Source organism: Thermostichus sp. MS-CIW-40 (assembly GCF_054058315.1).
Genome location: NZ_JBSSAC010000001.1, coordinates 18,469 through 42,487, shown reverse-complemented (window position 1 = coordinate 42,487; position 24,019 = coordinate 18,469). Strand labels below are relative to the sequence as shown.

Sequence of the window (24,019 nt, the reverse complement as noted above, 5' to 3'; positions counted from 1 at the left end):
CGTAACACATCTTAACTTGCTGGCTCAGCCTGGCGACCCTCGGAGACAGCCACCGGCCTGCTCGATTGGGTTTGAAAAGGCGGGACGAACCTTCGGAATAAGGATCTTCAGTCTTCTCCCTGAGGAGTTGACAGCAGCCCACCTCTGGGGATCCCCGCCAAACCTAAAATGGGAAAACCGCGATCTCTGCCTTTGTGTCTGGATCCCCCCCTCTACGGCCTGCCGAGCCGAGTGTGACCGGATTTGCAGCCCTTAAGGCGCGCCACGTGCTGTTGGCCTTCTTGGTGATCAACCTGGGGGTAGGCTTGGGAGCCATCGCCTTGGCCCAGCTGTTTCATCTCCCATCTGACGATCCTCTGCTGGCCGACTTTGTCTATTGCGCTACATTTGTCCTCACCTGTATCTGGAGCTGGCGACGGGGGCAGCAAGCCCATCTGCAGATGAGACGGCTGTGGGGCAACTGGCGGGCTGCTATTCCTTGGGGATCCCTGCTGCGGGTGGTGCCGGCTTTGCTGGTGCTCTCCCTGGGCACAACTTTGTTGATGCTCTACCTGGTATCCCTGCCTGCGCCGGAGCTGGCGGAGTCGATGCTGCACTCACTGGGGGAAGAGGATAGGGAAACGGCCTGGCCGCAGATGTATCAGGGGTTGCGCTGGCTCTCGATTGGGGTGGTGGCCCCCATAACGGAGGAGTGGCTGTTTCGCGGCATCTTGCTACACCGCTGGGGCCTCAAGTGGGGCCTCTCCAGAGGTCTGCTGGCTTCTTCTGGGGTATTTGGCCTGCTGCACCCCAACCCCGTCGGGTTGACGGTGTTCGGCCTGGTGATGGGCCTGTTCTACTTGCAGACCCGCTCCCTGACCTTGCCTGTCTTGGCTCATGCCTTGAACAATCTCTTGGCTTTAGCGCTGGGATCCCTAGGAGGGGGAAGGATGGAACCAGCTGATCCAGTCGGGGCTTTCCACCTCTACTTTGGCCTGTTCTGTCTGGGGATAGCTGGGTTCATTTTGGTTCCCTTCGTCCGCTTCCATTGGCCGGAGCGTGGGGCTTGCTTGCCCTATTTCCTGAACCGCTGAGTATTGACTTCCTCACACTTTCCCTCCTGTCTGACGGACTTGTCTGACAGAAGAGCGCTGCCGTGGGATCCCCATGGGAAGTAGCGGAGGTTTGATTGATAAGGAATGCAAAGAAAACGCCAAAAACTGTCACTCGATCTCGGGAAAAAGCTGTGTGGATGGGGATATCCTGAAATAGGCAGCAACAGATTCCAGTGCAAAGTTTAGCTGTGGCTCGCCGGCCGATGGGGTAGTCGTTGGGCCGGGGGTCAGCCCAGAGGGTCAACATGGAAAGGCGGTCTTTTCTGCAAAAACTCCTCCTGGTTGCTGCCGGTCTTGGCCTATCCCCTGGCTGGTTGAGGGGCCGGGCTGAGCGATATGGGCAAGCTTTGGCGGCTGGCTCCCGCAAGCTGGCTGTTCTCATCGGTATTAACCGCTACCTTGGCGAGGGATCCGCGCTACAAGGGTGTTTGACAGATGTGGAGTTGCAGCGGGAGCTACTCCTCTATCGCTTTGGTTTTGACCCGGCAGACATTCTCACCCTTACCGATGGGGCAGCCACGCCGGCTGGGATCCAATCGGCCTTTGCAGAGCACTTGGGGGGTCAAGGTCACACGGCTGAAACGGTAGTGGTGCAGTTTAGCGGCTATGGCCAGTGGCGGCTGGGATCCGCGCCCAACTGTTGGCAGCCGGTGCTGCTGTTGTCTGGCTCTGAGGGAGTGGCAGCAATGGAGCTAGACAGCTTTTTCCGGCTTTTGGAAGGCTTGGGCACTGCCCAGATCACCACCCTTCTGGACTGTGGCTTTACCTATGTCTCGCCGTCGGTGCGAGGCAACTTGCAACTGCGTTCCCGTCCCCCAGCCGCGATCTCGGACTCCAAGGACTCCGTCCCGCTGGCGCGATCGGAGCCGCAGCGGGTTTGGCCGTCTCCGCCCAAGGGCTTGCTGATTTCGGCCACCACCCCGCAAGACTTGGCAGCAGAAGCCGCTTGGCCAGGATTCTATGCTGGGGTACTCACCTATCTGCTGACGCAGTACCTGTGGGAAACCACGCCTGCCACTCGTCTGCTGGTGGCCTTTAACCAAGTGGTTAGCCGGCGAGAGCTGGGCCTATTCGCCTGCCAACGCCCCACCTTGGAAGGCAAAGACACTGCTCGACACATCCACCCCTATTTTCTCATGCCCACACCGGCAGGGGTCAGCGGGGTAGTTCAAGAAGTGAAGGGAAATCGGGCTCAGGTGTGGTTAGGCGGGATCCCATCGGCGGCCCTGTGTGGTTTGCAGCCGGGTACTCTTTTGGTTCCCATTCCCGCCGATCCTTCCGCCTCTTCGCCGACGCCGCTGCTCATGCGTTCTCGCAGTGGGCTGTTGGCTCAGGTTCAGATGGCCAGTCCGGAAGGGCAGCTTCCCCCTGTGGGCACACCTTTGCGGGAGCAGCTGCGCGGCCTCTCCAGCACGCTCAAGCTTTTGGTTGGCCTAGAGGAGAACCTGGGCCGCATTGAAAAGGTGGATCTGACCAATGCCATTGCCGGCTACAGCTGGATGGAAACGGCCAACCCCCGCGAGCGACAGGTGGACTGTTTGTTGGGCCGCATCACCCCGGAAATGGCCACTGCTTTTAGGACTCCGTCCCGCTGGCGCGAACGGTCGGACACCCTGCTCAAACCCCTGGAAGTGAACAGCTACAGCCTGTTCTGGCCGGGGCGAGAATTGCTCCTGAATTCTTGTGGCCCGGTAGGAGAAGCCGCAGCAATGGCCGTCCAGCGGTTAGCTCCCCGTCTTGCCCATCTGCTGGCTGCCAAACGTTTGCGCACCACCCTCAATGCGGTTTCCTCTTCCTTGGCAGTGGTGGCGGAGTTGGCCGTCAAAGGTAAAGCTGCCAATCGCGCCAGCGGGACGGAGTCCTTAGCTCCCCCGTTGGCGGCACGCCTTGTCCAGTCCGCAACTTCCGCTCCTGCTGAGGTGGGTATGCAACGGTTTACGCGAGGGGATCCCTTGCATCTCACCCTTTGCAACAACAGCGATCAGCATCTGTTCGGCTACCTGTTGCTGATCGACCCGACCGGACAACTGCACCTGCTGGCCCCCCTGCCTCAGGACAACTTGGCCACACCTCTTCGCTTGGAAGCCAAGAGCAGTTTAACTTTGCCACCCTTGCCGGAGGTCGATGGGGAGCTGCGCTCTGCTGTGAGCTCTGACTTGCTCACCTGTCATGCCCAAGGGCTGACGGAGCTGTTGTTTGTGGCCAGCACCCGCCCCCTGTCCGCCAGCTTGGAAGCCCTCAAGGCTATGGCCCGCAAACTGGGGGTAGCCCGTTCGCCGATGTTGCTCAATGGGCCGCTGGAATGGACGCAAACGCTCCTCGAGGAGTTGACTCAGCGTGCCTCCGAAGGGGATCCCGACTTGCGTTGGCTGGATCCCGCCCAATCCATCACCCTTTCCCTTACCTATTTGCTGGTTTAGCTCAGCAGCAGGGCAAACAAGCCACAGAGGGCAATACCATCGAAAACCCCGGCCCCGCCAATGCTGAGAATGCCTGAGCAATTGCGCCGCAACACCTCCGGCAAGTGCAGGAGATCCGCCCCGATAAGGGTACCCAAAACCCCGCCGGCAAAGGCCACCGCTGGCGCCTGATCCCCAGCCCAGAACAAAGCGGCCAAGGCTGCTGTAGCTGGGGCAATTAGAGGATTCATCTGAATGCCGATCCCGGGCACCACGTGGGAAGCATAGTAGCTGACCAAGGTTACCAGCGCCGTTACCGCCAGGATCAGCACGCTATCGGCCCGCCCAAATTGGTATAGGGCCAAGAGCACCGGGATCAGCCCCCCGCCCACGTTTAAGGCAATCACCGTCTCCTGGGAAAGCTTGGTCAAAGGGATCCCCCAGAACTGCCGCATCCACAAGCTAGCTAGGTCTTCTACCAGCGTCACCTCGCATTTCACCCGATAGAGGGGAATATTGACCGAGCTGCCCACCAGGATGGCCAGCAGCAGTAACAGCGCTCCCTCCCGCGAGAACCCCAGCTTTCCCACCGCCAGCGCCACCACATCCACTGCCAGCCCCAGCCAGAGGAAAGGCAGCAGCAACACCAGCATGAAAAACAACAGCAGCGAGACCGGCAGGTAGAACATGGCAGGGATCCCAACTTTTCTTCAGCCTATCAGGACTCGGTTCAACTTTTCTCAGCTGCGTGCCCCCTGAGAAAGTAAGGACTCCGTCCCGCTGGCGCGATAGGTTTGCAACTAAACTTTATTCGTTTCAGGATCTCAAAGGCCAAAAATGAGGTTGCGAATATCCCGATCGCGTTAGCGGGACGGAGTCCTTGAAATATTGCGGCCAGCCCTCCAGTCGCCAGGAGTTTTAGCCATAACGATTTGATAGCGCGGATCTCCATAAAACCGAATTTTGATGTGATTAGATTCTTCAACAGTCTCGAAGCAAAGGTCGCGCAGATACTGTTCAGTATGAATGTTCCACTTGCGGTAGTCTCTGAAGATGTAGCCCTACAGGACAGGCCGGCAGAGGTGCTGCAGATCCTGGGCTAGGCATGGCCCGCTACTACGGGAATGGGGGGATGCCTGCTGGCGAGACTCCGCCACACCAGGGATCCCAGCCCAACAGCCACTCTGGTCGCAGGGACGCCGTTCCCCAAGGCGCGGCAAACGAGCCCCAGCAGGACAGACCACAGCAAAACAACCAATACCCACAAGACTAGACCCAACAGCGGGCCCGCCAAGCCTGCTTCCAGATTGGTCAAAAACTGAAGGCCACCATCACCAACATCAAGGGCAACGAAGTTACTTTCCAGATTTGAAGATATCAGAGAAGAAGATAGCAGAATCGGCAAAGTCCAGCTGCTCTGGGCGCAAAGCAAGACAGAGCTCTCGAAAAATTTGAGTTAACCGCCTATCATGCAGACCATCATCATGACTGTGGGCACCTCCTTGCTCACCAACCTTGACAAAGACCTGCAGCCGCAGCGCCCCTGGGTGGGACAAAAAACCATCGGGGATCCGGAGCAAGCGCTGGCCTGGATGAAAAGAACCGATCTGGAGCTGATCAGCGCCGATCGCGCCAGCGGGACGGAGTCCTTAACCAACACCTACTACCGCCTGGATCCCACCCCCGGCGATGCTTTGGTTCTGCTGCACTCCGCAACCCCCCATGGGCTGGAGTGTGCCCGGATTTTGAAGCTCTTCTTTGAAAGAGAACTGGGCCAACAACAGGTTTCTCTGGTGCCCCTTCCCGGCATCGACTACGAGCTAGAGGGATCCTCTCTGGAGCGGATGGCCGAGCTGTTGAAACAGTTGGCAGAGAGCGCCAAGGGGATCGTCACCTTTGCCGCCACCGGTGGGTTCAAAGCCCAAGCCATGATCATGGCTGTGGTGGGCAGCCAATTGGGGATCCCAGTTTGCTACATCCATGAGCAATACAAGTCTTTGGTCTACCTGCCCTACCTACAGCCGGAAGTTCAGCCCCGGATCCCTCGGGCAGGTCTTCCCGATCGCGCCAGCGGGACGGAGTCCTTTTCAGGCCGACCTCGCTCCGAAGTCATCCAGCTGCAGGTCGACAGCAGCCACCACCGTCCTCGCAGCTGGGTCAAGGTGGAAAGACTCCTGCGAGACATTCCCTGGGTGGATCTGGTCCGCTACGACCCGCACGCTTACTCTGCCCCCAAAAACAGCGTCAAAGCTGCAAACCGCAAAACAGAGGACGGCCGCCACATCTTGTGGATCCATCTCCACCAGAGCCAGGACACCCACCTTGCTGTCAGGGTAGAGACCACCGGTTACACCCCTGAGCACCTGGAGCAGGCCGCCGCTGAGTTGCGGGAGCGCTTGGGTCGTCTGGTGTGAGTTCCCCCCAGGGAAGGAACAGGCCAAGATCCACCCCCGGCCTTTCGCGAGGTGAGCGCGGGGCATTTTGTGGCTTGTCACCTGGTGCCCTAGGTAGCCCTCAAGGGATCCCGGCCACGCCGGTTTGGCGGGCAGCCTGGATTACCGCAGCGGCCACCTGAGGAACCACCCGCCCGTCGAAGACCGAGGGGATGATCCACTGGGGATCCAAATCCTCAGGTGGGATCAAGGCAGCAATGGCTTGAGCGGCAGCCAGGCACATCTCGGTGTTGATCTGCTTGGCGCGGCAGTCGAGGGCGCCGCGAAACACGCCGGGAAAGGCCAGCACGTTGTTGATTTGGTTGGGGTAGTCGCTGCGGCCCGTGGCCATCACTGCCACCCGATTGCCCACCAGCTCCGGCTGGATCTCGGGCACCGGGTTGGCCAGGGCAAAGACGATGGGATCCGGTGCCATTTTTTCTACCATCTCCACTGTCAGGGCATTGGCCACGCTCACCCCAATAAACACATCCGCTCCCACCAAGGCTTCCGCCAGGGATCCCTTCTCCTCGACGGCAATGGCCGCCTTCTCGGGGGTGAGATCGGAACGGGAGCGGCTGAGGATCCCTTGGCGGTCGCAGACCAGGATGTGGGCTGCCCCGGCCCGCCGCAGCAGTTGCGTCACGGCAATGCCGGCTGCCCCGGCCCCGTTGAGGACAATGCGCACCTCGTCTAGGCTCTTTTTCACCACTTTCAGGGCATTCAGCAGCGCTGCCAGCACCACAATGGCGGTGCCGTGCTGATCGTCGTGAAACACCGGCAGGTTGAGGCGGGCCTTGAGCTGAGACTCAATGGCAAAGCAGCGAGGGGCGCTGATGTCTTCCAGGTTAAAGCCGCCAAATCCCGGCGCCAGGCGCACCACCGTCTCTACAATTTCCCCCACCTCCTGAGTGGCCAGGCACAGAGGAAAGGCATCGATATCGGCAAAGCGCTTGAACAGCGCCGCCTTCCCCTCCATCACCGGCAAAGCTGCCTCCGGGCCGACATTCCCCAAGCCCAGCACCGCGCTACCATCGGTTACAATGCCTACACTGTTGCCCTTGATGGTGTACTCATAGACCGCGGCGGGGTTGGCAGCAATTTCCAGAGAAACCCGCCCCACCCCCGGCGTGTAGGCCATGGCCAGATCGGCGGCGCTCTCCAGGGGGCTTTTGGCCACCACCTGCAGCTTTCCCCCGCGGTGCAGCTCAAAGGTGCGGTCCACCGCCCGCTCCACCTTCACATTGGCCAAGGAGGCAACGGCGGCGTAAATTTGCTGAGCATGCTCGCTGCTGACGGCATCTACACAGATTTCTCGCACCGTTTCTGCTGCCGATTGGTGGATGAGATCGATCTGGCTGAGGCTGCCTCCCACTTCCGCAATGGCTTGGGTCACACGGGCTAGGGCTCCCGGCTGGTTGAGCAGGCGAATGCGCAGGGCAATGCTATAGCTAGAGCTGGGGGTAAGTTTTGTCATAGCTCCCTATGGTAGACGAAAAATCCGCTTCCGACCTGCACACCCTGGCCAACTGGCTGGAGGGCTACTACAGCAACCGCGCCCAGGCGATGGCAGAGCCGGTGTGGTTTGTGCCGGTCAGCCTTTGGTACGTGCGCCTTCCCCACCTGTTCTCGGAGGGGATCGGCTTTTTTACCGAGCAATTTAACCAGCACACGCCGGGCCGGTTTTATCGCAGCCGGGTGCTCCAGGTATTGGGGGATCCCTTGCGGATCGAGAACTACAAATTGCGGGATCAAGCAGCTTGGGCAGGTGCCTCTCAGGATCCGCAGCGCTTGGCGCAGCTCTCCTTGGCCGACCTGGAGCATTTGCCCGGTTGTCGCATTTTGGTGGAAAAGCGCCCAGACTGCTACCACGGCGAAATGCTGCCAGGTGGAGAATGTCGTCTGAACCCCGGGGATAGCACCTATATCCACATCGAGTTCGACCTCACCCCCAGCGAATTCATCACCTGGGATCGGGGCTTTGACGCCGCCACTGGCCAACAAACCTGGGGATCCCGCGCCGGACCCTACCGTTACCAAAAAGGGATCCCACCGGCCTCTTCCCCTCGCCCTTGGGGAGAGAGGGACAGGGGGTGAGGGCCAGAAAACAGTCAGGGGAACAAAAAAGGCAACAGATCTCGAAATCCTTTGCGCAGCCTGAGCAAAAAGATCAGCCGTTCCACCTCGGGGGAGACGGATCCGGTTTCGGGCCGAGCTGCCAAGGCTTCCTGGAGTTCCAGAGCCTCGGCGGCGGTGAGGGGCTGATTATCGACCGGAGAGCGAGCCCGCAAATCTGGCTGCGCCCGCAACACCTCTTCCGGGATCTCATCGGCAGGGGGCAGTGCCCAAGCTTCCGGCCAAAGCAGCAGCAGACCCGCGCAGCAGCCCAGTCCTGCACTCCAGAGCCGTTGGCCCATCCGACCGGTTCTCCTAGCGTTGTCCACTGAACTCCACCCCTTGAAGGGATCCCTCCCAACCTTTCCCAACCCCTCGACCTGTTGCTGGGGGAAAGGGGGGGATCCCTTTAGCTGGCCATGGCTTCCGAGCGCTCTTGAATCACCCGATCCACGATGCCGTAAGCCTGAGCTTCCGTGGCCGAGAGGTAAAAGTCTCGCTCCACATCCCGCTCGATTTTCTCCAGCGGTTGGCCGGTGGTTTGCGCCAAGATCTCGTTCATGCGTCGTTTGACTCGCAGAGTTTCGCGGGCGCGAATTTCAATGTCGCTGGCTTGGCCTTGGATCGTGCCCAGCGAAGGCTGGTGCAGCATGATACGGGAGTGGGGCAGGGCAAACCGTTTTCCCTTAGTGCCGGCAGCCAGCAAAAAGGCTCCCATTGAAGCTGCTTGGCCCACGCAAACCGTAACGATATCTGGCTTGATGTGGTTCATGGTGTCGTAGATGGCCATGCCCGCCGTCACAGAGCCACCGGGAGAATTGATGTACATCACAATGTCCTTTTGCGGATCCTGCGAGTTGAGGTAGAGCATCACCCCCACGATGGTATTGGCCAAGCTATCGTCAATGGGCTCGCCGATAAACAAAATCCGCTCTTGGTACAGGCGATCGTCAAGGCTAATCCACTGGCTATAGGGCTCGCCGGGCAAACGGTAGGGAACCCGAGGCACTCCAATCGGCATAAGTTTCTCCTGGCAAAGTATGAAACACAGAACGACGCGCTTGTAAGATATCTTCCGCGCTCAAATCCAGCTGGGGCAAAACCGAGGAAACAATGCGTCCAGATCCAGTTTTGACCTCGCCTTCGTATTCTGATACATTTACGCTGAACACTGCTGAGCATTATCGCTCAACGGTGCAGCGATAGCATCCTGCCCACTGCTGAACAGGATGGCGGTATCCCGCAAAGCCCTGAGCATAACACCCAGAGCGCCTTGCCAATCTCGTGGTAGCCTATGGTTGCACTTTGGGCATCGAAACACCTTTGCGCCACCCAACTTGGTGTGGATGTGCCCGCACTTGGTACAGGTTTTGCTGGTGTACGCTTCCGATACTTCCACAACGACCACGTTTTTCTTCTTGGCTTGAAACTTCAGGAACTGCTTGAACCGATAGTGCGCCCAGGTGAGCATCGCCCTTGCTGTCTTGCTACCAAACTTCCTCCCTGCCTTGGCAACCATCTGGGCTGACTCGAAAGTGGGGAGGAATATCAATCGGTAGTTATCCGTTAGGAACGCCGCTACCTTGCGATGGCACTCGTCCACCAAGTTCCTGATTCTCTCCCGCAGACGAAACGCCGCTTGCCGCATTCGCCTACGCTTGGGTCTCGGTGCTTTACTCAGCCTAGACTGCAGATCGTCTAGGTGGTAGCACAGCCGAGTGATTCTGCCGAAGTCCCCTTTGGCAATATCTACAAAGCCTGCCCCATCAAACCCTGTAAAGAAACTTCTTACCCCAGGGTCAAGCGCAATCACCCCCTTTGCTAGCGAACACTGCTCGTTCACGGGCTCAGGAAAGATGGCATACCATCTGTCTTTCACCCGCATTAGTTCAGTTCCGCGTGCCCATTCTCTGGGCATCTCCTCGGATGCACGAAACGCCAAACCTCGGGTGAGTTTCGGATAGCACGTTCCATTGCGAAAGTTGCCGGCGTTGAACTGCAGCGTATGCGACCTGTCCCGCACACTGCGAAACCTCGCGTCTTTGCTCCGGTGAAACGCCAGCCACGCCTCGACGACCGCGTTCTGCTTGATGTGGCAAGGGGCGTCCTTTACCCACCCAGGCAGGTCTGAGCGCAGGATGATATCCCGCAGCTTTCTGGCCGTTCTTGGAGCGCCATGCTGACGCTGATAGGCAATCGCTTGGTTATAGCAGTACCGGCACGCCGCTTGCCAATGCTTCCAAACCTTAGCCAGCGCTGGTTCCGGATAAATCCGTATCTTTCTCGATTGCAGCCCGATATTTTCTGAGTCCGTAGAGCCGACTGCTGAAGCAGTGCAGGATGGTGAGGATATCCTCAACCAGTTCCTGTTGGGGAGAAAGGTGATCGTCATCGAGAACCAAGACTTCGCACCCGTATTGGCGGCAGTACCACTCAACGAACTCAAATCCAAACCGGCAGAGTCGATCCCGGTGAGCGACCACAATTGTTCCGACATCTCCCGCACGAACTCGTTCCAGTAAGGCAAGGAACTTTGGTCTTTTGAAGTCGAGACTGCTGCCAATCTCTCCGACCACCTCGGCTCCAGGGTAGAGGTCAACCAGTCTTGCAATCTGTCTTTCCAAGTCTGGTTTCTGTCCTCGACTGCTGACTCGGGCGTACAAAACGACTCGTTTGACTTTTTTTGGCGTTTTGATGTAGCTGTCGAGGTCATACCTTCTCGCCCTACCAGATGGCGTACGTATTGCCTTGATCCAACCTTTCTGCTCCCATCGCCTCAAAGTGTGGAGACACACCCCAAAATAATCCGCCGCTTCTCTCGGTTTTACATACCTAGCCATACCAAGCAGACATACTGAACATACTGGGCATTATTTTCAGTATAGTCCAGCGTATCATTGACTAGAGTCATGCTCCGCCAACCCAGCGCACCGCGGAAACGGACTGCTTGGCGGGATCCACTGGGATCCCACGGGCAGCGTAATCTTTGCGCTTGTCTTGATAATCGTGTTTTTCATTGTCTACTCGGGGGGAAACGACTTCCACCACCAACAGCGGCAGGGGCATGTGCAGGCAAGGATTCCGCAACCGTTTCCCAGCAAGCTCACATAGCGGGATGCAAAGCCATCACCTCTGGATTGCGCAACCGAGCCTTGGCTGCGGGCACTTCGACCTCAACTTGGCCCAAGCTCAGGCGTTGGGTGGGCAAAAACTTGGGCAATTCCGCAACCAGAAACAGCTCAATGAGGGTGTTCATACGCTCCTCGGCTTCCCGAATACCCGTCTTCAGGTTCAACCCGTCCTTCATAAAGCCCGTCCGTGAGGCGTAGGTACTCCCCCACCGTCAAAGGCTGTACGGGAACTTGAACCATCGACGGATCCCTCTGCTTCAGTTTTTGGCTGTTGCCAACTTCGGCACGCCTTTGGAACTGGTCAGCACCTGATCGATGAGGCCGTAGGCTTTGGCTTCCTCTGGTGTCATGAAAAATAGTCGCTCCGTGTCCTTCTTGATGCGCTCCATAGGCTGGCCCGTGCTGCGGGACAGTTGCTCCAGCATCATGTTGCGCAAAGTCAGAATCTCGCGGGTGCGAATTTCGATGTCGCTGGCCTGTCCACGGGTGCCCCCATAGGGCTGGTGGAGCACGATCGTGGCATTGGGCAGACTGGCCCGAAATCCTTTGGCTCCTGCTGCCAATAACATGGCCGCCATCCCAATGGCATTGCCGATGCAGATAGTATGCACAGGCGGCTTGATGTAGTTCATGGTGTCCAGAATGGCAAAGGCCGCTGTGTCGTAGTTATAGGTGCCCGTCGAGTTGATGTACATCTTGATCGGCTTTTCCCGATCCTCGTACTGCAGATACAGCAGTTGCTCGATGATCAGCTTGGTGACGTTGGCATTCGACTCCTCTGCAAGGGGCAAGCCCAGGTAGACAATGCGCTCCTGCAGCAGCAGCGAAGCCAAATCTGGGGGTGGGGTACGAACCGGAGCGCCGCCATAGTAGTAGTAGGTCGATTGCACCATGCCAGAGATCTCCTACGCCTGGGTCTGTTCAACTGAAAAACACCAGAAAAACAACACTTGAGGACCACAAGGGATCCGCAGCATCCCAACGGATCCCTTGCAGTCTGAGGACCTCTCAAAGCCAGCTTTACTCCGCCCCTTGAGGCAAGAGAACCCGCTCCGGCTCCGTGACCAGCACCTTGGGCTTGCGCTCCTCATCCACATCGATGAGCACCTCCGATCCCTCCCGGACATGCCCAGTCAGGATCTCTTCCGCCAGGATGTCTTCCAGCAGGCGTTGGATGGCGCGGCGCAGCGGGCGTGCCCCGTAGCTGGGGTTATACCCCTCCTCCACCACCAAGTCTTTGAAGCGGTCGCTGACCGTAAGGCGGATTTTCTTCTCCGTCATGCGGTCAAACACTTCCTTGAGCAGGATGTCGGCAATCTGCTTCACCTCATCCTTGGTCAGTTGCCGGAAGACGATGATCTCGTCCACGCGGTTGAGGAACTCCGGACGGAAGTACTGCTTCAGCTCCTCATTCACCAGGTTGCGGATGCGGTTGTAGTTGGCATCCTCGTCGTTGGTGTTGAACTCGAAGCCGAGGCTGCCGCCGCCCTTCTCGATGACCTTCGAGCCGATGTTAGAGGTCATCACGATCAGGGTGTTCTTGAAGTCCACCGTGCGGCCTTTGGCATCGGTCAGGCGGCCATCCTCCAGGATTTGCAGCAATAGGTTAAACACATCCGGGTGCGCCTTCTCGATCTCGTCGAAAAGCACCACCGTGTAGGGGCGACGCCGCACCGCTTCTGTGAGCTGACCCCCCTCGTTGTAGCCCACATAGCCCGGCGGGGATCCGATCAGCTTGCTGACCGTGTGCCGCTCCATGTACTCCGACATGTCGAGGCGGATCATGGCCGACTCGGAGCCGAAGAAGTAGGCTGCCAAAGCCTTGGTCAGCTCGGTTTTGCCCACCCCTGTTGGGCCGGAGAAGATGAAGCTGGCGATGGGGCGGTTGGGATTTTTCAGCCCCACCCGAGCGCGGCGGATGGCCCGGGAGATGGCCCGCACCGCTTCGTCTTGGCCAATGATGCGCTGGTGCAGGGTTTCTTCCATGTTCAGCAGCTTCACTGACTCGCTCTCGGTCAGCTTGGCCACCGGCACCCCCGTCCAGGCGCTGACCACTTGGGCCACGTCCTCTTCGGTTACCTCAGGCATTTCGCTGCGGCTGCTTTCTTCCGCCTTCTTAGCAGCGGCAATGGCGCGGATCTGCTGCTTGATCTCCATCTCCCGATCCCGCAGCTCACCAGCCTTGTCGAAGTTCTGGGCCCGCACCGCAGCGTCTTTCTCCTTGAGCACTCGCCGCAACTCTTGATCCAGCTCCCGGGCCGCCGGGGGCAGTTGAGAGTTGATCAGGCGCACCCGCGAAGCAGCCTCGTCGATCAAATCGATGGCCTTATCTGGCAAGAACCGGTCGGAGATGTACTGGTCGGCCAGCTTGGCTGCCGCATCCAAGGCGGCATCGGAGATCTTCAGCTTGTGGTGCTGCTCGTAGCGCTCCCGCAAGCCAAACAGGATCTCGATGGTCTCGGAGACCGTCGGCTCGCCCACCATGATGGGCTGGAAGCGGCGCTCCAGAGCAGCATCCCGCTCGATGTGCTTGCGGTACTCATCCAGGGTGGTGGCGCCGATGCACTGCAGCTCGCCGCGGGCCAAAGCAGGCTTGAGGATGTTGGCGGCATCAATCGCCCCTTCCGCAGCCCCGGCCCCGATCAGGGTATGCACCTCGTCGATGACCAGGATGATGTTGCCGGCATTGCGGATCTCATCCATGATTTTCTTGAGGCGCTCTTCAAACTCGCCGCGGTACTTGGTGCCGGCCACCAGCAAACCAATATCCAGGCTGATCACCCGCTTGTCGGCCAAAATATCCGGCACATCCCCCTGCACAATGCGCTGGGCCAAGCCTTCGGCAATGGCAGTTTTGCCCACCCCTGGCTCGCCAATGAGGACGGGGTTGTTCTTGGTGCGGCGGCCCAAGATCTGGATCACCCGCTCGATCTCCCGCGTCCGACCGACCACCGGATCCAGCTTGCCCTCCTGGGCCAGTTGGGTGAGGTTGGAGCCGAATTCGTCCAGGGTGGGCGTTTTGGTGCGGCTGGAGGATCCCCCCCCCGCCGTCACTTCGGCGGTCTCGCCCAACATGCGGATCACCTGGGTGCGCACCTTGGAGAGATCCACCCCCAGGTTTTCCAAAACGCGGGCTGCCACCCCTTCCCCTTCTCGGATTAGGCCCAGGAGCAGGTGCTCAGTGCCGATGTAGTTGTGGCCGAGCTGGCGGGCCTCTTCTAGGGAGAGTTCCAGCACTCGCTTGGCGCGGGGAGTGAAAGGGATCTCGACGGCCACAAAACCGGATCCCCGACCGATAATTTTCTCGACTTCAATGCGGGCGTCCTTCAAGTTCACTCCCATGGACTTGAGAACTTTGGCGGCGACCCCAGTGCCCTCGCCGATTAACCCCAACAAAATTTGCTCGGTGCCAACGAAATTGTGACCTAACCGTCTGGCTTCTTCTTGGGCCAGCATGATCACCTTGATGGCTTTTTCTGTAAAGCGTTCAAACATGATCCTCGGGCTCCCTACGCCTGCATCAAGGCGGACTTGATAGGGGTAATCCTAGCACAAGTTCTGGCGAAACCAAGGGACGGTAAATACCCCAGACGGAAGCTGTCTGGGGCCAAAACGCGCCTGGAGAGATTTGAACTCCCGACACCGTGGTCCGTAGCCACGTGCTCTAGTCCACTGAGCTACAGGCGCAAAAGGGGCGGGCCAACCACGGTTGACTGTCTGTCCATACTATCTGTCCATAGTTACTCAGGTACTATCCAGAGGTACTATCCAGAGACAGAGATGGACATCTATCAATGTGGCTTAGGAATTCTAGCACAAGAGCGTTTTTTGGAAAGTCCAACGGGGGTGTAGATATCCGCCAGCGCTAACATTGCCCTTGCCAAGGTTGCCGGACTTCTCCCCCCACTTCCAGGCCGGCTTGGGGGCTGGTGGCCTTGATCACCGGCGTCCAGACTTGGCCGTTGCGCTGCCAAAGCTGTAGGTGCAGATGCCCTGATAGGGTATCCCGACAGTTGCGCTGCATCCCTTCTGGGCCAGGGGCGAATACAGTTTGGCCAGGCCGCCGCGTGTGCCCTTCTAGCTGAATACACCAGAGGGCACTTTCTCCCCAGATTCGCCAGGATCCCCAGGGATCCACTTGCCAAGTCAGATGAGCTTGCCCAGGCCGCCATTCCAAAAAGGGCTGGGATCCCCACCCATGCAGGCTGATCAGGGCCACTTCTTCGGGGCGGGTGAGCACCTGCCGCTCAGCTCCGGCACAGGTGAGGCTAAGGCCGGGATGCTGGGGAAAGGCGTTGCACTGGATCCAAAACCAGCGGCGAGGAAAGCTTTGGCCCCAATTTTTTTCGGCGTAGGCGGGAGCCTGCTGAAATTCATAGCGCCTGCCTCTCCACTCCACCCAGCCGGTGGCCAAGCCATGGCTCATGAGGATCTGCCAGCCCGGCTCAAAGATGGGCAGATAAGACCAGGCTCCCATGGTGGCTCGGGGTGGGATCCCATAGGCAAAACGAGGTTGAATGCGGTAGAGCCAGCGAATAGGCTCAGAGACCAAGGGATCCGGCAAAATCCCCTGATTGAGGTGGGCGGTGTATTGGTAGCCACTGGCGGTGCGCTGGAAGAAGGTGAAGGGATCCTGAAGGCCGCGACAGCCGGGGCCTGGGATCCCTGAGTGCCCCAAGGCCAGATGGGTTGAGCTGGCCCAAAAGCGGCGGGGATTGGGGAAGGTGCGCCAATGCAGCTCCTCCTCTGGCCCCAACACCTGAGCCATGCCCCCGCGCTTGGGATCGATGGCGTACATGAAGGCAAAGCTAATGGGCGGATCCCCGGGCAAGGTGACGCGGCTGTACCAGCCCTCAAAAAACCGCTCTGTGCAGCCATCCCAGTGGTAGCCGGCATGGGGCAGGGATCCCCAATCTGTTGAGTTGTTTTGCCCAGAGCAAGCCGCCGTTGGAGGAAACGCCATTGAGACCTAAGCCATCGCAACAATGATAAACGGAAGTCTATGCTTACCAAAATAATAATTGTATTGTTTCTATATTTATTTGCCCTTAGGATATCAACCAAGCTGAGATTTAAGGATTTCTTGAGATTTCACGAAGGAAATCCATGGTTCAGGCGACTTGAACCGGAAAGCTTCCATCTTGCCTTCACATATCCTTTCGATGAGGTGAGCATGACGTCACGTCGTAACTTTTTGCTGTCTGCGGGTGCGGCCACCGTGGGTGGACTCGTGAGTGGCAGCTTAGCACGGGCCAGCACAGGCTACTGGGTTGCCCAGGCCAGCGGCCCAGAAACCCCAAATCTCAGGTTAGGCTTTATACCGATTGTGGAGTCTGCCCCCCTGATCATCGCCAAGGAGAAGGGCTTTTTCGACAAGCATGGCATGACCGGTGTAGAGGTGTTGAAGCAGGCCAGTTGGCCGGCAGCCCGTGACAATGTGGTCATCGGCTCAGCAGGTGGGGGCATTGACGGCGGCATGTGGCAGATGCCGATGCCTCACATGATCCACATTGGCGCCATCACCAACAATCAGCCGGTGCGTATGGCAGTTCTGTGTCAGTTGATCACCCAAGGCAACGGAATTGCCATTGCCGGAATGCACGTTGGCAAGGGCTTGGGGCTGGATATCTCCGGAGCCGCGGATTACATCAAAAACTTCAGCGCCAGCAACGGGCGCAAGTTCAAAGCTGCCTATACCTTCCCCAACGCCAATCAAGATTTTTGGATCCGCTACTGGCTTGCCGCCGGGGGGGTGGATCCGGATCAAGACATTGACCTCCTGACGGTGCCCTCTGCCGAGACGGTGCAGGGGATGCGCAATGGCACCATGGACGCTTTCAGCACGGGGGATCCCTGGCCCTACCGAATTGTGGCGGATGGAATTGGGTTCATCGCGGCCCTTACCCAACAGATTTGGCCCTTTCACCCCGAAGAATACTTGGCCATTCGCGCCGATTGGGTAGAGCAAAACCCCAGGGCCACACAAGCCACTTTGATGGCGGTGATGGAAGCGCAGCAATGGTGCGACGATCCGGCCAACCGAGAAGAATTGGCCCGCATTCTCTCAGGCCGTGCCTACCTAAATGTGCCGGTTGAAATTCTCACGCCTCCTTTTCAGGGCAAGTACGAACTGGGAGACGGCAAGTCGGCTGTCCAGGATTTCAACGCCGGGCCCTTGTACTGGGAAGATGGCCGGGGCAGCGTCTCTTACCCCTATAAGAGCCATGACCTTTGGTTCCTGACGGAATCCTTGCGTTGGGGCTTCCACGCTCGCTTCCTGACCGATCTGGATACTGCCCGTCGTCTGGTGGATGAAGTGAACCGTGAAGATCTCTGGCGTGAGGCCGCCCAGGCACTGGGGGTGAAGAACATCCCCAACAACACCTCGCGGGGAACAGAGCGTTTCTTTGACGGTGTGGTGTTTGACCCACAGGATCCGCAGGCTTACCTGAACAGCCTGAAAATCAAAAGGGTCTAGCTGAATAGCTTGATTGGGCCAAGTTCCTCACCTTCTTTCGCAGGAAGTCCATGGCTTACCGTTTCCTTGTTCGAATCTCTCGCGCGACAGGGATCCTGCCTACCTGCGGGATCCCACGAGGTCGAAAAAAGCTGTGCCGAGCTTTCTGCTCAAACGATGGAAGCTTGATGAATGCTATGAGCCTCGCGCTTCTTGAAGAATTTTGAATACTATGTTGAGGATCGGCTATGTTGGCTCTACTTCACGTTCCGCGCGAACCCTTCAGGGATCCTCCTTTTGAGAGGCCGGCCCAGCCCCGCTGGGACAAGCTCATTCTCTCGATAGCCGTGGGGGCGCTGAGTTTTCTGATTGTCGTGAGAGTTTTGTTGAGTTTGCAATCCCTGTGTTTGCCCATCCAAGGAAAAGGCAAGGCCAATCCCAGTTCATGCTCTGTTTCCAACACGTTGTAGAACCCTGCGGCTGGAATGTTCTGAGAGCGCGACAACAGAGAACCTTGTAAAACCCTATCCTCCTCTAGGAGCTATGACGACGACACTTTCTTCTCCGGCAAAGTCTTCGGCAGCGAAGCTCGATTTGGCGAAGTACCGAGATCAGATTCTCCCCCCTGTGGTGGGTATTGTTGGATTCCTGCTCATCTGGCAGCTCTTGGCCAGTGCCAACCTTATTCGGCTGCCGGGGCCCTGGGATGTGTGGATGGATGAGCGCAGCCGGTATCTGATCCTGCATCCTTTGTACCGCAACAGCGACCTTGACCAAGGGCTGCTGCGCCAAACCTTGGCCAGCTTACAAAGGGTGGCCATCGGCTATTGCAGTGCCGCCTTGGTGGGCATCACACTGGGCATTTTGGTAGGAAGCAGCGTGTGGATCAACCGAGCTTTGGATCCCATCTTTCAATTCTTGCGCATGGTAGCTCCCTTAGCTTGGGTGCCCATTTCCTTGGCTGCTTTGCAGCGCAATGAGCCGGCTGCCCTGTTTGTTATTTTTATCACCTCAATTTGGCCCATTCTTATCAACACGGCTGTGGGGGTGAGACAGATCCCGGAAGACTACATCAACGTCTCCAAAGTGCTCAAGCTCTCCAAAGTAGACTTCTTTTTTAAGGTTTTGCTGCCTTCGGTTCTGCCCTACATGTTCACAGGTCTGCGCATTGGTATTGGCCTATCTTGGCTGGCGATTATTGCCGCAGAAATTGTGATGTCAGGTGTGCCGGGAATTGGCTTTTTCATCTGGGATGCCTACCAGCAGAACTACGTTACAGAGATCATTGTTGCCGTCATCTACATTGGAGCAGTGGGATTGCTTTTGGATCGCCTGATGTCTATTTTGCAAAACAAGATAGCCAATCAATGATGTGTTGTCAGTGCGTGGTTGGCTTAAGGCTAGATGAGTGATAGGTTGGGAGGCTTTCTGTGTCTGTATTGGTCAGTGTAGAGCAGGTGGAAAAATCTTTTCCTCTGCCTGGAGAGCAGGAATACCTTGCTCTCAAAGGGATCGATCTGCAAATCCATCGAGGGGAGTTTGTCTCCTTAATCGGCCACTCTGGCTGTGGCAAATCCACCCTGTTAAACATGGTGGCGGGGCTGTCTTTGCCTACGGGGGGGATCGTGGCTTTGGATGGGCATACCATCACCGCTCCCGGCCCCGATCGCATGGTGGTGTTTCAGCATTACTCGCTTTTGCCTTGGCTAACGGTTCGGCAAAACATTGCGCTAGCGGTGAATGCCGTTCTTAAAAAGCATTCTCCAGCCGAGCGTCAGCAGATCGTGGAAGAGCACATTGATCTGGTGGGCTTGCGCCACGCAGCAGATAAGCTCCCAGCCCAATTGTCCGGGGGTATGAAGCAGCGGGTGGCCATTGCCCGTGCCCTGGCTTTGCGGCCCAAAGTGTTGTTGTTGGATGAGCCATTTGGCGCTTTGGATGCGCTCACGCGCGGGAACTTGCAAGAGCAGTTAATGCGCATCTGTGAAGAACATCAGATGACCACTCTCATGGTCACCCACGATGTGGACGAAGCGGTTCTTCTGTCAGATCGTGTGGTCATGCTCACCAATGGGCCGGGATCCCGAATTGGGAACATTTTAACCATTGACATTCCTCGGCCCCGCCGTCGGCTGGATGTGGTCAACCATCCCAGCTACTACAGCTACCGCAGCGAGATCATCTACTTTTTGAACCAACAAAAACGGATTAAGCAATGGCGTGCTCGCCGCAGCACTGTGGTGGCCAGGCATGGCTTGGAAAAGATCAACCTGGAGATTGGCTTTGTGCCCCTCACTGCCTGTGCTCCCTTGGCTGTAGCTAAAGAAAAAGGGTTTTTTGCCAAACACGGCTTGGAAGAAGTGAATTTGGTGCGGGAAACCAGTTGGCGAGGGATCCAAGACGGCATTCAGGGAGGTTATCTGGATGCGGCCCAAATGCCCGCCGGTATGCCGGTGTGGATGTCCTTGGGTGGAGGGGATAACCCGCCTCAGCCGGTGGTTACGGCCCTCACCTTGACCCGCAACGGCAATGCTATCACCTTGCACAAGCGGTTCTATGAGCAAGGGATCCACACCCTCAGCCAGTTGAAGGCTTACATTCTGGATAGTCCCAGCCGTCGGCTTACCTTTGGGGTGGTGCATCCCAGCTCTATGCACAATTTGCTGTTGCGCTATTGGCTGGCAGCCGGCGGGATCCACCCGGATCATGACGTGGTGCTGAAAACGCTGCCTCCGGCCCAGATGGTGGCCAACCTGACAGCCGGCAACATCGATGGGTACTGTGTGGGAGAGCCCTGGAATTTGCGGGCAGCCTTAGAGGGCAGTGGCTTTACGGTGGCTACAGATCTGGAGATTTGGCTGGGCCATCCCGGCAAAGTGTTGGGGGTGCGAGAAGATTGGGCCAGAGCCTACCCCAACACCCACATTGCCTTGGTCAAAGCGCTGTTGGAAGCCTGCCGCTACTGTGAAGACCCGGCCCATCACGACGAGATTCGCGAGCTGCTCAGCCGCCGCGCCTACCTGAGCACCGACCCATCCTACATTCATCTGGGGGATCCCCAGCGTCTGATCTGTGACTTGGACAGGCCGATGCGGGAATATGCCCACCACCGCTTCTTTCTGGGAGCTGGCAACCGTCCCAGCCGCACCGAGCATCTGTGGATGATGACCCAAATGGCCCGCTGGGGGGATCTGCCCTTCCCCCGCAACTGGGTGGAGATCGTGGAGCGGGTATGTCAGGTGGGGGTGTTCAGCACGGCAGCCCGCGAGCTGGGACTGGATGTCTCCTACCAAAGGCAGCCCATTCAGTTGTTCGATGGGATCCCCTTTAATGGTGAGGATCCCCTGGCCTACCTCAACAGTTTGGCGATTAAGCACGATATTTATGTAGCCGAGGTTGCCTTAGATCGTCGTCCTGTGTTGCTCTAGATACCCACTTGGGCGCCCTTGCAAAAGCACATTCCCCGTTGTGAGAAAATCATGAGTTGGAGCACCCTACGATGACTGCCCTCTTGACAACCTCTACCCCAGCGAACGTAGCCGCAGAACCCTACCTAAGCCTTGAGAATGTCAGCAAGACCTACTCAACTCCCAAGGGGGATTATCCCGTCTTGCGAGATATTAATCTCAGCGTGAACGAGGGAGAGTTTGTCTGCTTGGTTGGGCATTCCGGCTGTGGCAAAACCACCCTGCTGAATATGGTTTCCGGATTTGCCCAGCCCACCAGTGGCTCGGTGAAGCTGAAAGGGCAGCCGATTACAGCTCCTGGCCCGGAGCGCATGGTAGTGTTTCAAGGGTATGCCCTGTTGCCTTGGCTCACGGTTTATGAAAATGTTTATTTGGCCGTTCGGTCGGTATTTCCCCAAAAGAGCCAGTCGGAAAAGCATCGAATTGTGGAAGAACATTTGGATTTGGTGGGGCTGGGGGAAGCCGCTCAGAAATATCCCTCGCAAATTTCGGGAGGGATGAAACAGCGGGTAGCCATTGCTCGTGCGTTGGCCATCCGTCCAGAAGTGCTGATTTTGGATGAACCCTTCGGGGCCTTGGATGCCATTACCAAAGAGGAGCTTCAAGAGGAGCTGTTGCGCATTTGGGATGAACATCGCTGCACGGTTTTGATGATTACCCACGATATTGATGAGGCGCTGTTCTTGGCCGACCGCTTGGTACTGATAACCAATGGCCCTGCAGCCACCATCGGGCAGATCGTGACCATCCCCTTCCCGCGCCCCCGGGATCGCGAGCGGATTCTTGAAGATCCGCAGTACTACCGCCTGCGCAACTCGGTTCTCAGCTATCTCTACGGCCATGAGGCCAACCCAGAGGCGGCTTGCCGATGAGCCGATAAATCAAACCTAGAGCAGTTGGCGGAGCGAGAGGGTGACCGGGCAGCCGGAACCCCTTGGCCGTCAGGGGCAGCGCTTGGGCAGGCGATCCGCAAACCTCTCTTGGAACTCGCCCACAACATTGCGCAACCGCTCGTCCAAAACGGCCAGCGTCTGGGATGCGATCTCGTCCGGCACGCCGCCGAAAAACGCCTCCGCAATGCCCCCGGCAATGCAGGCCATGGTGTCTGCGTCTCCACCAAGGGAGATGGCGTTGCGCACCGCGTCTTCAAAACCGTCTGCCTCTAGGAACGCGATGATCGACTGGGGCACCGAGCCCTGACAGGAGACATCGAAGCAGTAGTGCTCCCGGATATCGTCCAGCCGCTCGGATAGGCAGTATCCGAACTCTTGCTCGATGTACGTCTTGATGTCGGCCTTGGTGTACCCTGACCGGGCGAGAAACACGGCGGCTGCCGTAGCCTGAGCGCCGCGGATGCCCTCCGGGTGGTTGTGGGTTACCTCGGCACTGGCCCGCGCCTGGGCCAGCACTTCTTCCAGCGTGTTGCAGGCGATGCCAATGGGGCTAACCCGCATGGCGGCTCCGTTGCCCCAACCGTAGTACGGCTCACGGCAGCGATGCTCGGCCCAGTGGATGAAGCTGCTCCCGTACCCAGCCTCTGGGTAGGCGTGGAAGTACTCATGGTACCAATCGACGTAGCTACCGCCCCGCAGCAGCCGCTCGGCCACAGCGACCGTCAGAACCGTGTCATCGGTAAATTGGCTGGCCTCGACGAACAGCGGAAAGTTCTTCGTTTTGGTGCCCGAGTGCTCATGGACAGAGCCGATAACATCCCCGGCAATGGCTCCCAGCATCAGTACCCTCTCCTTTTTCTTTTCCCAGTTCTCAATCTCCCGGTTCTCAATCTCGCCGTTTCCGAAAAGGCTCGCCCGCCCATCCAATTCTGAATCCGCACCCCTAGGCAATCAAGCGGCGCACCGCCCGCAGCAGCTCCGCGGGGGGAGGAGAGTTGGGATCCCAGTGAATTTCCAACTCAGGTGGGTCTTTGGGCACTTGAGGATGGCCGGGTGAGGTGTGCAGGATGGCCACACAGCGCAAATTGCCCCGGTCTCGACAAAACTCGTGCCAGAGAGGGATAGCCTCGGGATCCCGGCTGACCACCAGGTAGTGGGAGCAGGCTTCCAGGATCGGCTGCTTTTGCGGATCCACCTTGCCGCCCACATCCACAATCACCAAACTCTTTTGCCGGCGCAAAGCCAGAATGGCCTGGGCATGGAAGCTGAAAAATTCGGGGGTAAAAGAGCCCCGGTACTGGTGCTTGAGGATCTTCGCCTCTTCTGGTGGCAAGTCTAAAGTCCAATTGCCTTCCCCATCCCAATGGGCCCGTTGCAGATAAATATCGGGATGCTCCGGCAGCAGAGCTTCGAAGAGGGCGCGGGCAAGACGGCTTTTGCCACTGTCGGGGGGGCCCACCACCATCACCGCCGCTGCCAATTCTGTTCGCGTCAGCGGGCCGTAGGCCTTGCCCGGCCTTCCCTGCACCCAGGGGATGACCTGGCCCACCCGCACTTCGGGGGTATGGCTGGAGACCACCACCGCGCCCAAGCGTGGGTCATAACAGGCCACCCAACGGGTGAAGTGGCACTCATGCACCAGCCAGCCATACAGCCAAATGGGGGCCCGCCCCGTCAGAACCACCCCCAGCTGGGCATTGATCCCGGCAGGCAGCTGAAGCTGAGCCAAATCCTCTGGAAAAACCAGGCGATCCGGTCGGGTCAGCTCAATTTCGATGACCTGAAAAGACAGTTCCGAAGAATGGGATCTTCGAGGGTCCAAGGACTCCGTCCCGCTGGCGCGAAAGGACTCCGTCCCGCTGGCGCGAGCGGCCAGACAGCCGGAAAGCAAATGCAGTGCCACAGCAGCCATGGGCAGATTTGACGAGACAGGTTGACTTCAGTATGGAAGAGATTGGAAGTGGGGGATTCCAAATCGTGGCAGAGTGGTCAGGCTCTCGTTTGCGCCTTACTTCAAAAAAATCCCTGGCC

General features: G+C 58.0%; 21 protein-coding genes and 1 tRNA gene. 8 read left to right on the top strand and 14 right to left on the bottom strand.

The genetic code is table 11. The annotated features are described in order from the left end of the window. The first annotated feature begins 233 nt into the window (after positions 1-233). Positions 234-1,073, top strand: coding sequence for a CPBP family intramembrane glutamic endopeptidase (locus ACVWXF_RS00210; RefSeq protein ID WP_457473316.1), 840 nt, complete (start codon positions 234-236; stop codon positions 1,071-1,073). Positions 1,074-1,339: 266 nt separating this feature from the next. Next, positions 1,340-3,514, top strand: coding sequence for a caspase family protein (locus tag ACVWXF_RS00205; protein ID WP_457473315.1), 2,175 nt, complete (start codon positions 1,340-1,342; stop codon positions 3,512-3,514). On the opposite strand, the gene ACVWXF_RS00200 is transcribed toward ACVWXF_RS00205, so the two are convergent. Next, positions 3,511-4,182, bottom strand: a complete 672-nt coding sequence (locus ACVWXF_RS00200) for a DUF1614 domain-containing protein (RefSeq protein WP_414332122.1) — start codon at positions 4,180-4,182, stop codon at positions 3,511-3,513. The two genes, ACVWXF_RS00205 and ACVWXF_RS00200, sit on opposite strands and share 4 nt — an antisense overlap. A 780-nt stretch (positions 4,183-4,962) precedes the next feature. Between ACVWXF_RS00200 and ACVWXF_RS00195 the strand changes: the two genes are divergently transcribed. After that, positions 4,963-5,907 (top strand): putative CRISPR-associated protein, encoded by a 945-nt coding sequence (locus ACVWXF_RS00195; protein ID WP_457473314.1) that lies wholly within the window; start codon positions 4,963-4,965, stop codon positions 5,905-5,907. 100 nt (positions 5,908-6,007) lie between these two features. On the opposite strand, the gene ACVWXF_RS00190 is transcribed toward ACVWXF_RS00195, so the two are convergent. Next, positions 6,008-7,402, bottom strand: coding sequence for a malic enzyme-like NAD(P)-binding protein (locus ACVWXF_RS00190; RefSeq protein WP_414522438.1), 1,395 nt, complete (start codon positions 7,400-7,402; stop codon positions 6,008-6,010). A gap of 8 nt (positions 7,403-7,410) precedes the next feature. Between ACVWXF_RS00190 and ACVWXF_RS00185 the strand changes: the two genes are divergently transcribed. Beyond that, positions 7,411-8,022: a chromophore lyase CpcT/CpeT gene (locus tag ACVWXF_RS00185; protein WP_457473313.1), complete on the top strand. Its 612-nt coding sequence runs from the start codon at positions 7,411-7,413 to the stop codon at positions 8,020-8,022. A gap of 14 nt (positions 8,023-8,036) precedes the next feature. Here the strand turns inward: ACVWXF_RS00185 and ACVWXF_RS00180 are convergent, their stop codons facing one another. From ACVWXF_RS00180 to ACVWXF_RS00135, 10 genes are all read right to left on the bottom strand, one after another. Then, positions 8,037-8,342 (bottom strand): hypothetical protein, encoded by a 306-nt coding sequence (locus ACVWXF_RS00180; RefSeq protein ID WP_414400144.1) that lies wholly within the window; start codon positions 8,340-8,342, stop codon positions 8,037-8,039. A 107-nt stretch (positions 8,343-8,449) separates the two neighbouring features. After that, positions 8,450-9,061, bottom strand: a complete 612-nt coding sequence (locus ACVWXF_RS00175; RefSeq protein WP_011432257.1) for an ATP-dependent Clp protease proteolytic subunit — start codon at positions 9,059-9,061, stop codon at positions 8,450-8,452. Between the two features lie 138 nt (positions 9,062-9,199). Then, complete coding sequence (locus ACVWXF_RS00170; RefSeq protein ID WP_457473405.1) at positions 9,200-10,399, bottom strand: RNA-guided endonuclease InsQ/TnpB family protein; 1,200 nt, start codon at positions 10,397-10,399, stop codon at positions 9,200-9,202. Further along, complete coding sequence (locus ACVWXF_RS00165) at positions 10,287-10,880, bottom strand: IS607 family transposase (RefSeq protein WP_457473312.1); 594 nt, start codon at positions 10,878-10,880, stop codon at positions 10,287-10,289. Before ACVWXF_RS00165 ends, ACVWXF_RS00170 begins: the two co-directional genes overlap by 113 nt. A 67-nt stretch (positions 10,881-10,947) precedes the next feature. After that, positions 10,948-11,106, bottom strand: a complete 159-nt coding sequence (locus tag ACVWXF_RS00160; protein ID WP_457473311.1) for a hypothetical protein — start codon at positions 11,104-11,106, stop codon at positions 10,948-10,950. A gap of 37 nt (positions 11,107-11,143) precedes the next feature. Beyond that, positions 11,144-11,347 (bottom strand): hypothetical protein, encoded by a 204-nt coding sequence (locus tag ACVWXF_RS00155; protein ID WP_457473310.1) that lies wholly within the window; start codon positions 11,345-11,347, stop codon positions 11,144-11,146. Between the two features lie 81 nt (positions 11,348-11,428). Then, positions 11,429-12,064 (bottom strand): ATP-dependent Clp protease proteolytic subunit, encoded by a 636-nt coding sequence (locus tag ACVWXF_RS00150; RefSeq protein ID WP_414349574.1) that lies wholly within the window; start codon positions 12,062-12,064, stop codon positions 11,429-11,431. Between the two features lie 127 nt (positions 12,065-12,191). Beyond that, a complete protein-coding gene (locus ACVWXF_RS00145) occupies positions 12,192-14,666 on the bottom strand; it encodes an ATP-dependent Clp protease ATP-binding subunit (protein ID WP_011432255.1) in 2,475 nt (824 codons plus the stop codon). 118 nt (positions 14,667-14,784) lie between these two features. Continuing rightward, a tRNA-Arg gene (locus ACVWXF_RS00140) sits at positions 14,785-14,858 on the bottom strand. A 178-nt stretch (positions 14,859-15,036) separates the two neighbouring features. Further along, positions 15,037-16,134: a tocopherol cyclase family protein gene (locus tag ACVWXF_RS00135; RefSeq protein ID WP_457473309.1), complete on the bottom strand. Its 1,098-nt coding sequence runs from the start codon at positions 16,132-16,134 to the stop codon at positions 15,037-15,039. Positions 16,135-16,338: 204 nt separating this feature from the next. Here ACVWXF_RS00135 and ACVWXF_RS00130 point away from each other — a divergent pair, with 204 nt between their 5' ends. The 4 genes from ACVWXF_RS00130 (at position 16,339) to ACVWXF_RS00115 (ending at position 21,967) form a co-directional block, all read left to right on the top strand. Then, positions 16,339-17,649, top strand: coding sequence for a CmpA/NrtA family ABC transporter substrate-binding protein (locus tag ACVWXF_RS00130; protein ID WP_457473308.1), 1,311 nt, complete (start codon positions 16,339-16,341; stop codon positions 17,647-17,649). Positions 17,650-18,171: 522 nt separating this feature from the next. Beyond that, positions 18,172-18,999 (top strand): nitrate ABC transporter permease, encoded by an 828-nt coding sequence (ntrB, locus tag ACVWXF_RS00125; RefSeq protein ID WP_457473307.1) that lies wholly within the window; start codon positions 18,172-18,174, stop codon positions 18,997-18,999. Between the two features lie 59 nt (positions 19,000-19,058). Then, positions 19,059-21,056 (top strand): nitrate ABC transporter ATP-binding protein, encoded by a 1,998-nt coding sequence (locus ACVWXF_RS00120; RefSeq protein ID WP_457473306.1) that lies wholly within the window; start codon positions 19,059-19,061, stop codon positions 21,054-21,056. 71 nt (positions 21,057-21,127) lie between these two features. Further along, the gene (locus tag ACVWXF_RS00115; protein WP_457473305.1) at positions 21,128-21,967 is read left to right on the top strand and encodes a nitrate ABC transporter ATP-binding protein; all 840 of its coding nucleotides are present in this window, start codon (positions 21,128-21,130) and stop codon (positions 21,965-21,967) included. Positions 21,968-22,036: 69 nt separating this feature from the next. Here ACVWXF_RS00115 and ACVWXF_RS00110 read toward each other — a convergent pair whose 3' ends face one another. After that, the gene (locus ACVWXF_RS00110; protein ID WP_457473304.1) at positions 22,037-22,828 is read right to left on the bottom strand and encodes an ADP-ribosylglycohydrolase family protein; all 792 of its coding nucleotides are present in this window, start codon (positions 22,826-22,828) and stop codon (positions 22,037-22,039) included. A gap of 103 nt (positions 22,829-22,931) precedes the next feature. Next, entirely contained in the window at positions 22,932-23,900 is a 969-nt protein-coding gene (gene crn3 / locus ACVWXF_RS00105; protein WP_457473303.1) for a CRISPR-associated ring nuclease Crn3/Csx3, read from the bottom strand. Positions 23,901-24,019 lie beyond the last annotated feature (119 nt).

Excerpts from the sequence above, each read along its gene's own strand:
- ACVWXF_RS00205 (WP_457473315.1), top strand. The coding sequence starts at position 1,340 with ATGGAAAGGCGGTCTTTTCTGCAAAAACTCCTCCTGGTTGCTGCCGGT.
- ACVWXF_RS00200 (WP_414332122.1), bottom strand. The coding sequence starts at position 4,182 with ATGTTCTACCTGCCGGTCTCGCTGCTGTTGTTTTTCATGCTGGTGTTG.
- ACVWXF_RS00195 (WP_457473314.1), top strand. The coding sequence starts at position 4,963 with ATGCAGACCATCATCATGACTGTGGGCACCTCCTTGCTCACCAACCTT.
- ACVWXF_RS00190 (WP_414522438.1), bottom strand. The coding sequence starts at position 7,402 with ATGACAAAACTTACCCCCAGCTCTAGCTATAGCATTGCCCTGCGCATT.
- ACVWXF_RS00185 (WP_457473313.1), top strand. The coding sequence starts at position 7,411 with ATGGTAGACGAAAAATCCGCTTCCGACCTGCACACCCTGGCCAACTGG.
- ACVWXF_RS00180 (WP_414400144.1), bottom strand. The coding sequence starts at position 8,342 with ATGGGCCAACGGCTCTGGAGTGCAGGACTGGGCTGCTGCGCGGGTCTG.
- ACVWXF_RS00175 (WP_011432257.1), bottom strand. The coding sequence starts at position 9,061 with ATGCCGATTGGAGTGCCTCGGGTTCCCTACCGTTTGCCCGGCGAGCCC.
- ACVWXF_RS00165 (WP_457473312.1), bottom strand. The coding sequence starts at position 10,880 with ATGGCTAGGTATGTAAAACCGAGAGAAGCGGCGGATTATTTTGGGGTG.
- ACVWXF_RS00160 (WP_457473311.1), bottom strand. The coding sequence starts at position 11,106 with ATGCCCCTGCCGCTGTTGGTGGTGGAAGTCGTTTCCCCCCGAGTAGAC.
- ACVWXF_RS00155 (WP_457473310.1), bottom strand. The coding sequence starts at position 11,347 with ATGAAGGACGGGTTGAACCTGAAGACGGGTATTCGGGAAGCCGAGGAG.
- ACVWXF_RS00150 (WP_414349574.1), bottom strand. The coding sequence starts at position 12,064 with ATGGTGCAATCGACCTACTACTACTATGGCGGCGCTCCGGTTCGTACC.
- ACVWXF_RS00145 (WP_011432255.1), bottom strand. The coding sequence starts at position 14,666 with ATGTTTGAACGCTTTACAGAAAAAGCCATCAAGGTGATCATGCTGGCC.
- ACVWXF_RS00135 (WP_457473309.1), bottom strand. The coding sequence starts at position 16,134 with ATGGCGTTTCCTCCAACGGCGGCTTGCTCTGGGCAAAACAACTCAACA.
- ntrB (WP_457473307.1), top strand. The coding sequence starts at position 18,172 with ATGACGACGACACTTTCTTCTCCGGCAAAGTCTTCGGCAGCGAAGCTC.
- ACVWXF_RS00115 (WP_457473305.1), top strand. The coding sequence starts at position 21,128 with ATGACTGCCCTCTTGACAACCTCTACCCCAGCGAACGTAGCCGCAGAA.
- ACVWXF_RS00110 (WP_457473304.1), bottom strand. The coding sequence starts at position 22,828 with ATGCTGGGAGCCATTGCCGGGGATGTTATCGGCTCTGTCCATGAGCAC.
- crn3 (WP_457473303.1), bottom strand. The coding sequence starts at position 23,900 with ATGGCTGCTGTGGCACTGCATTTGCTTTCCGGCTGTCTGGCCGCTCGC.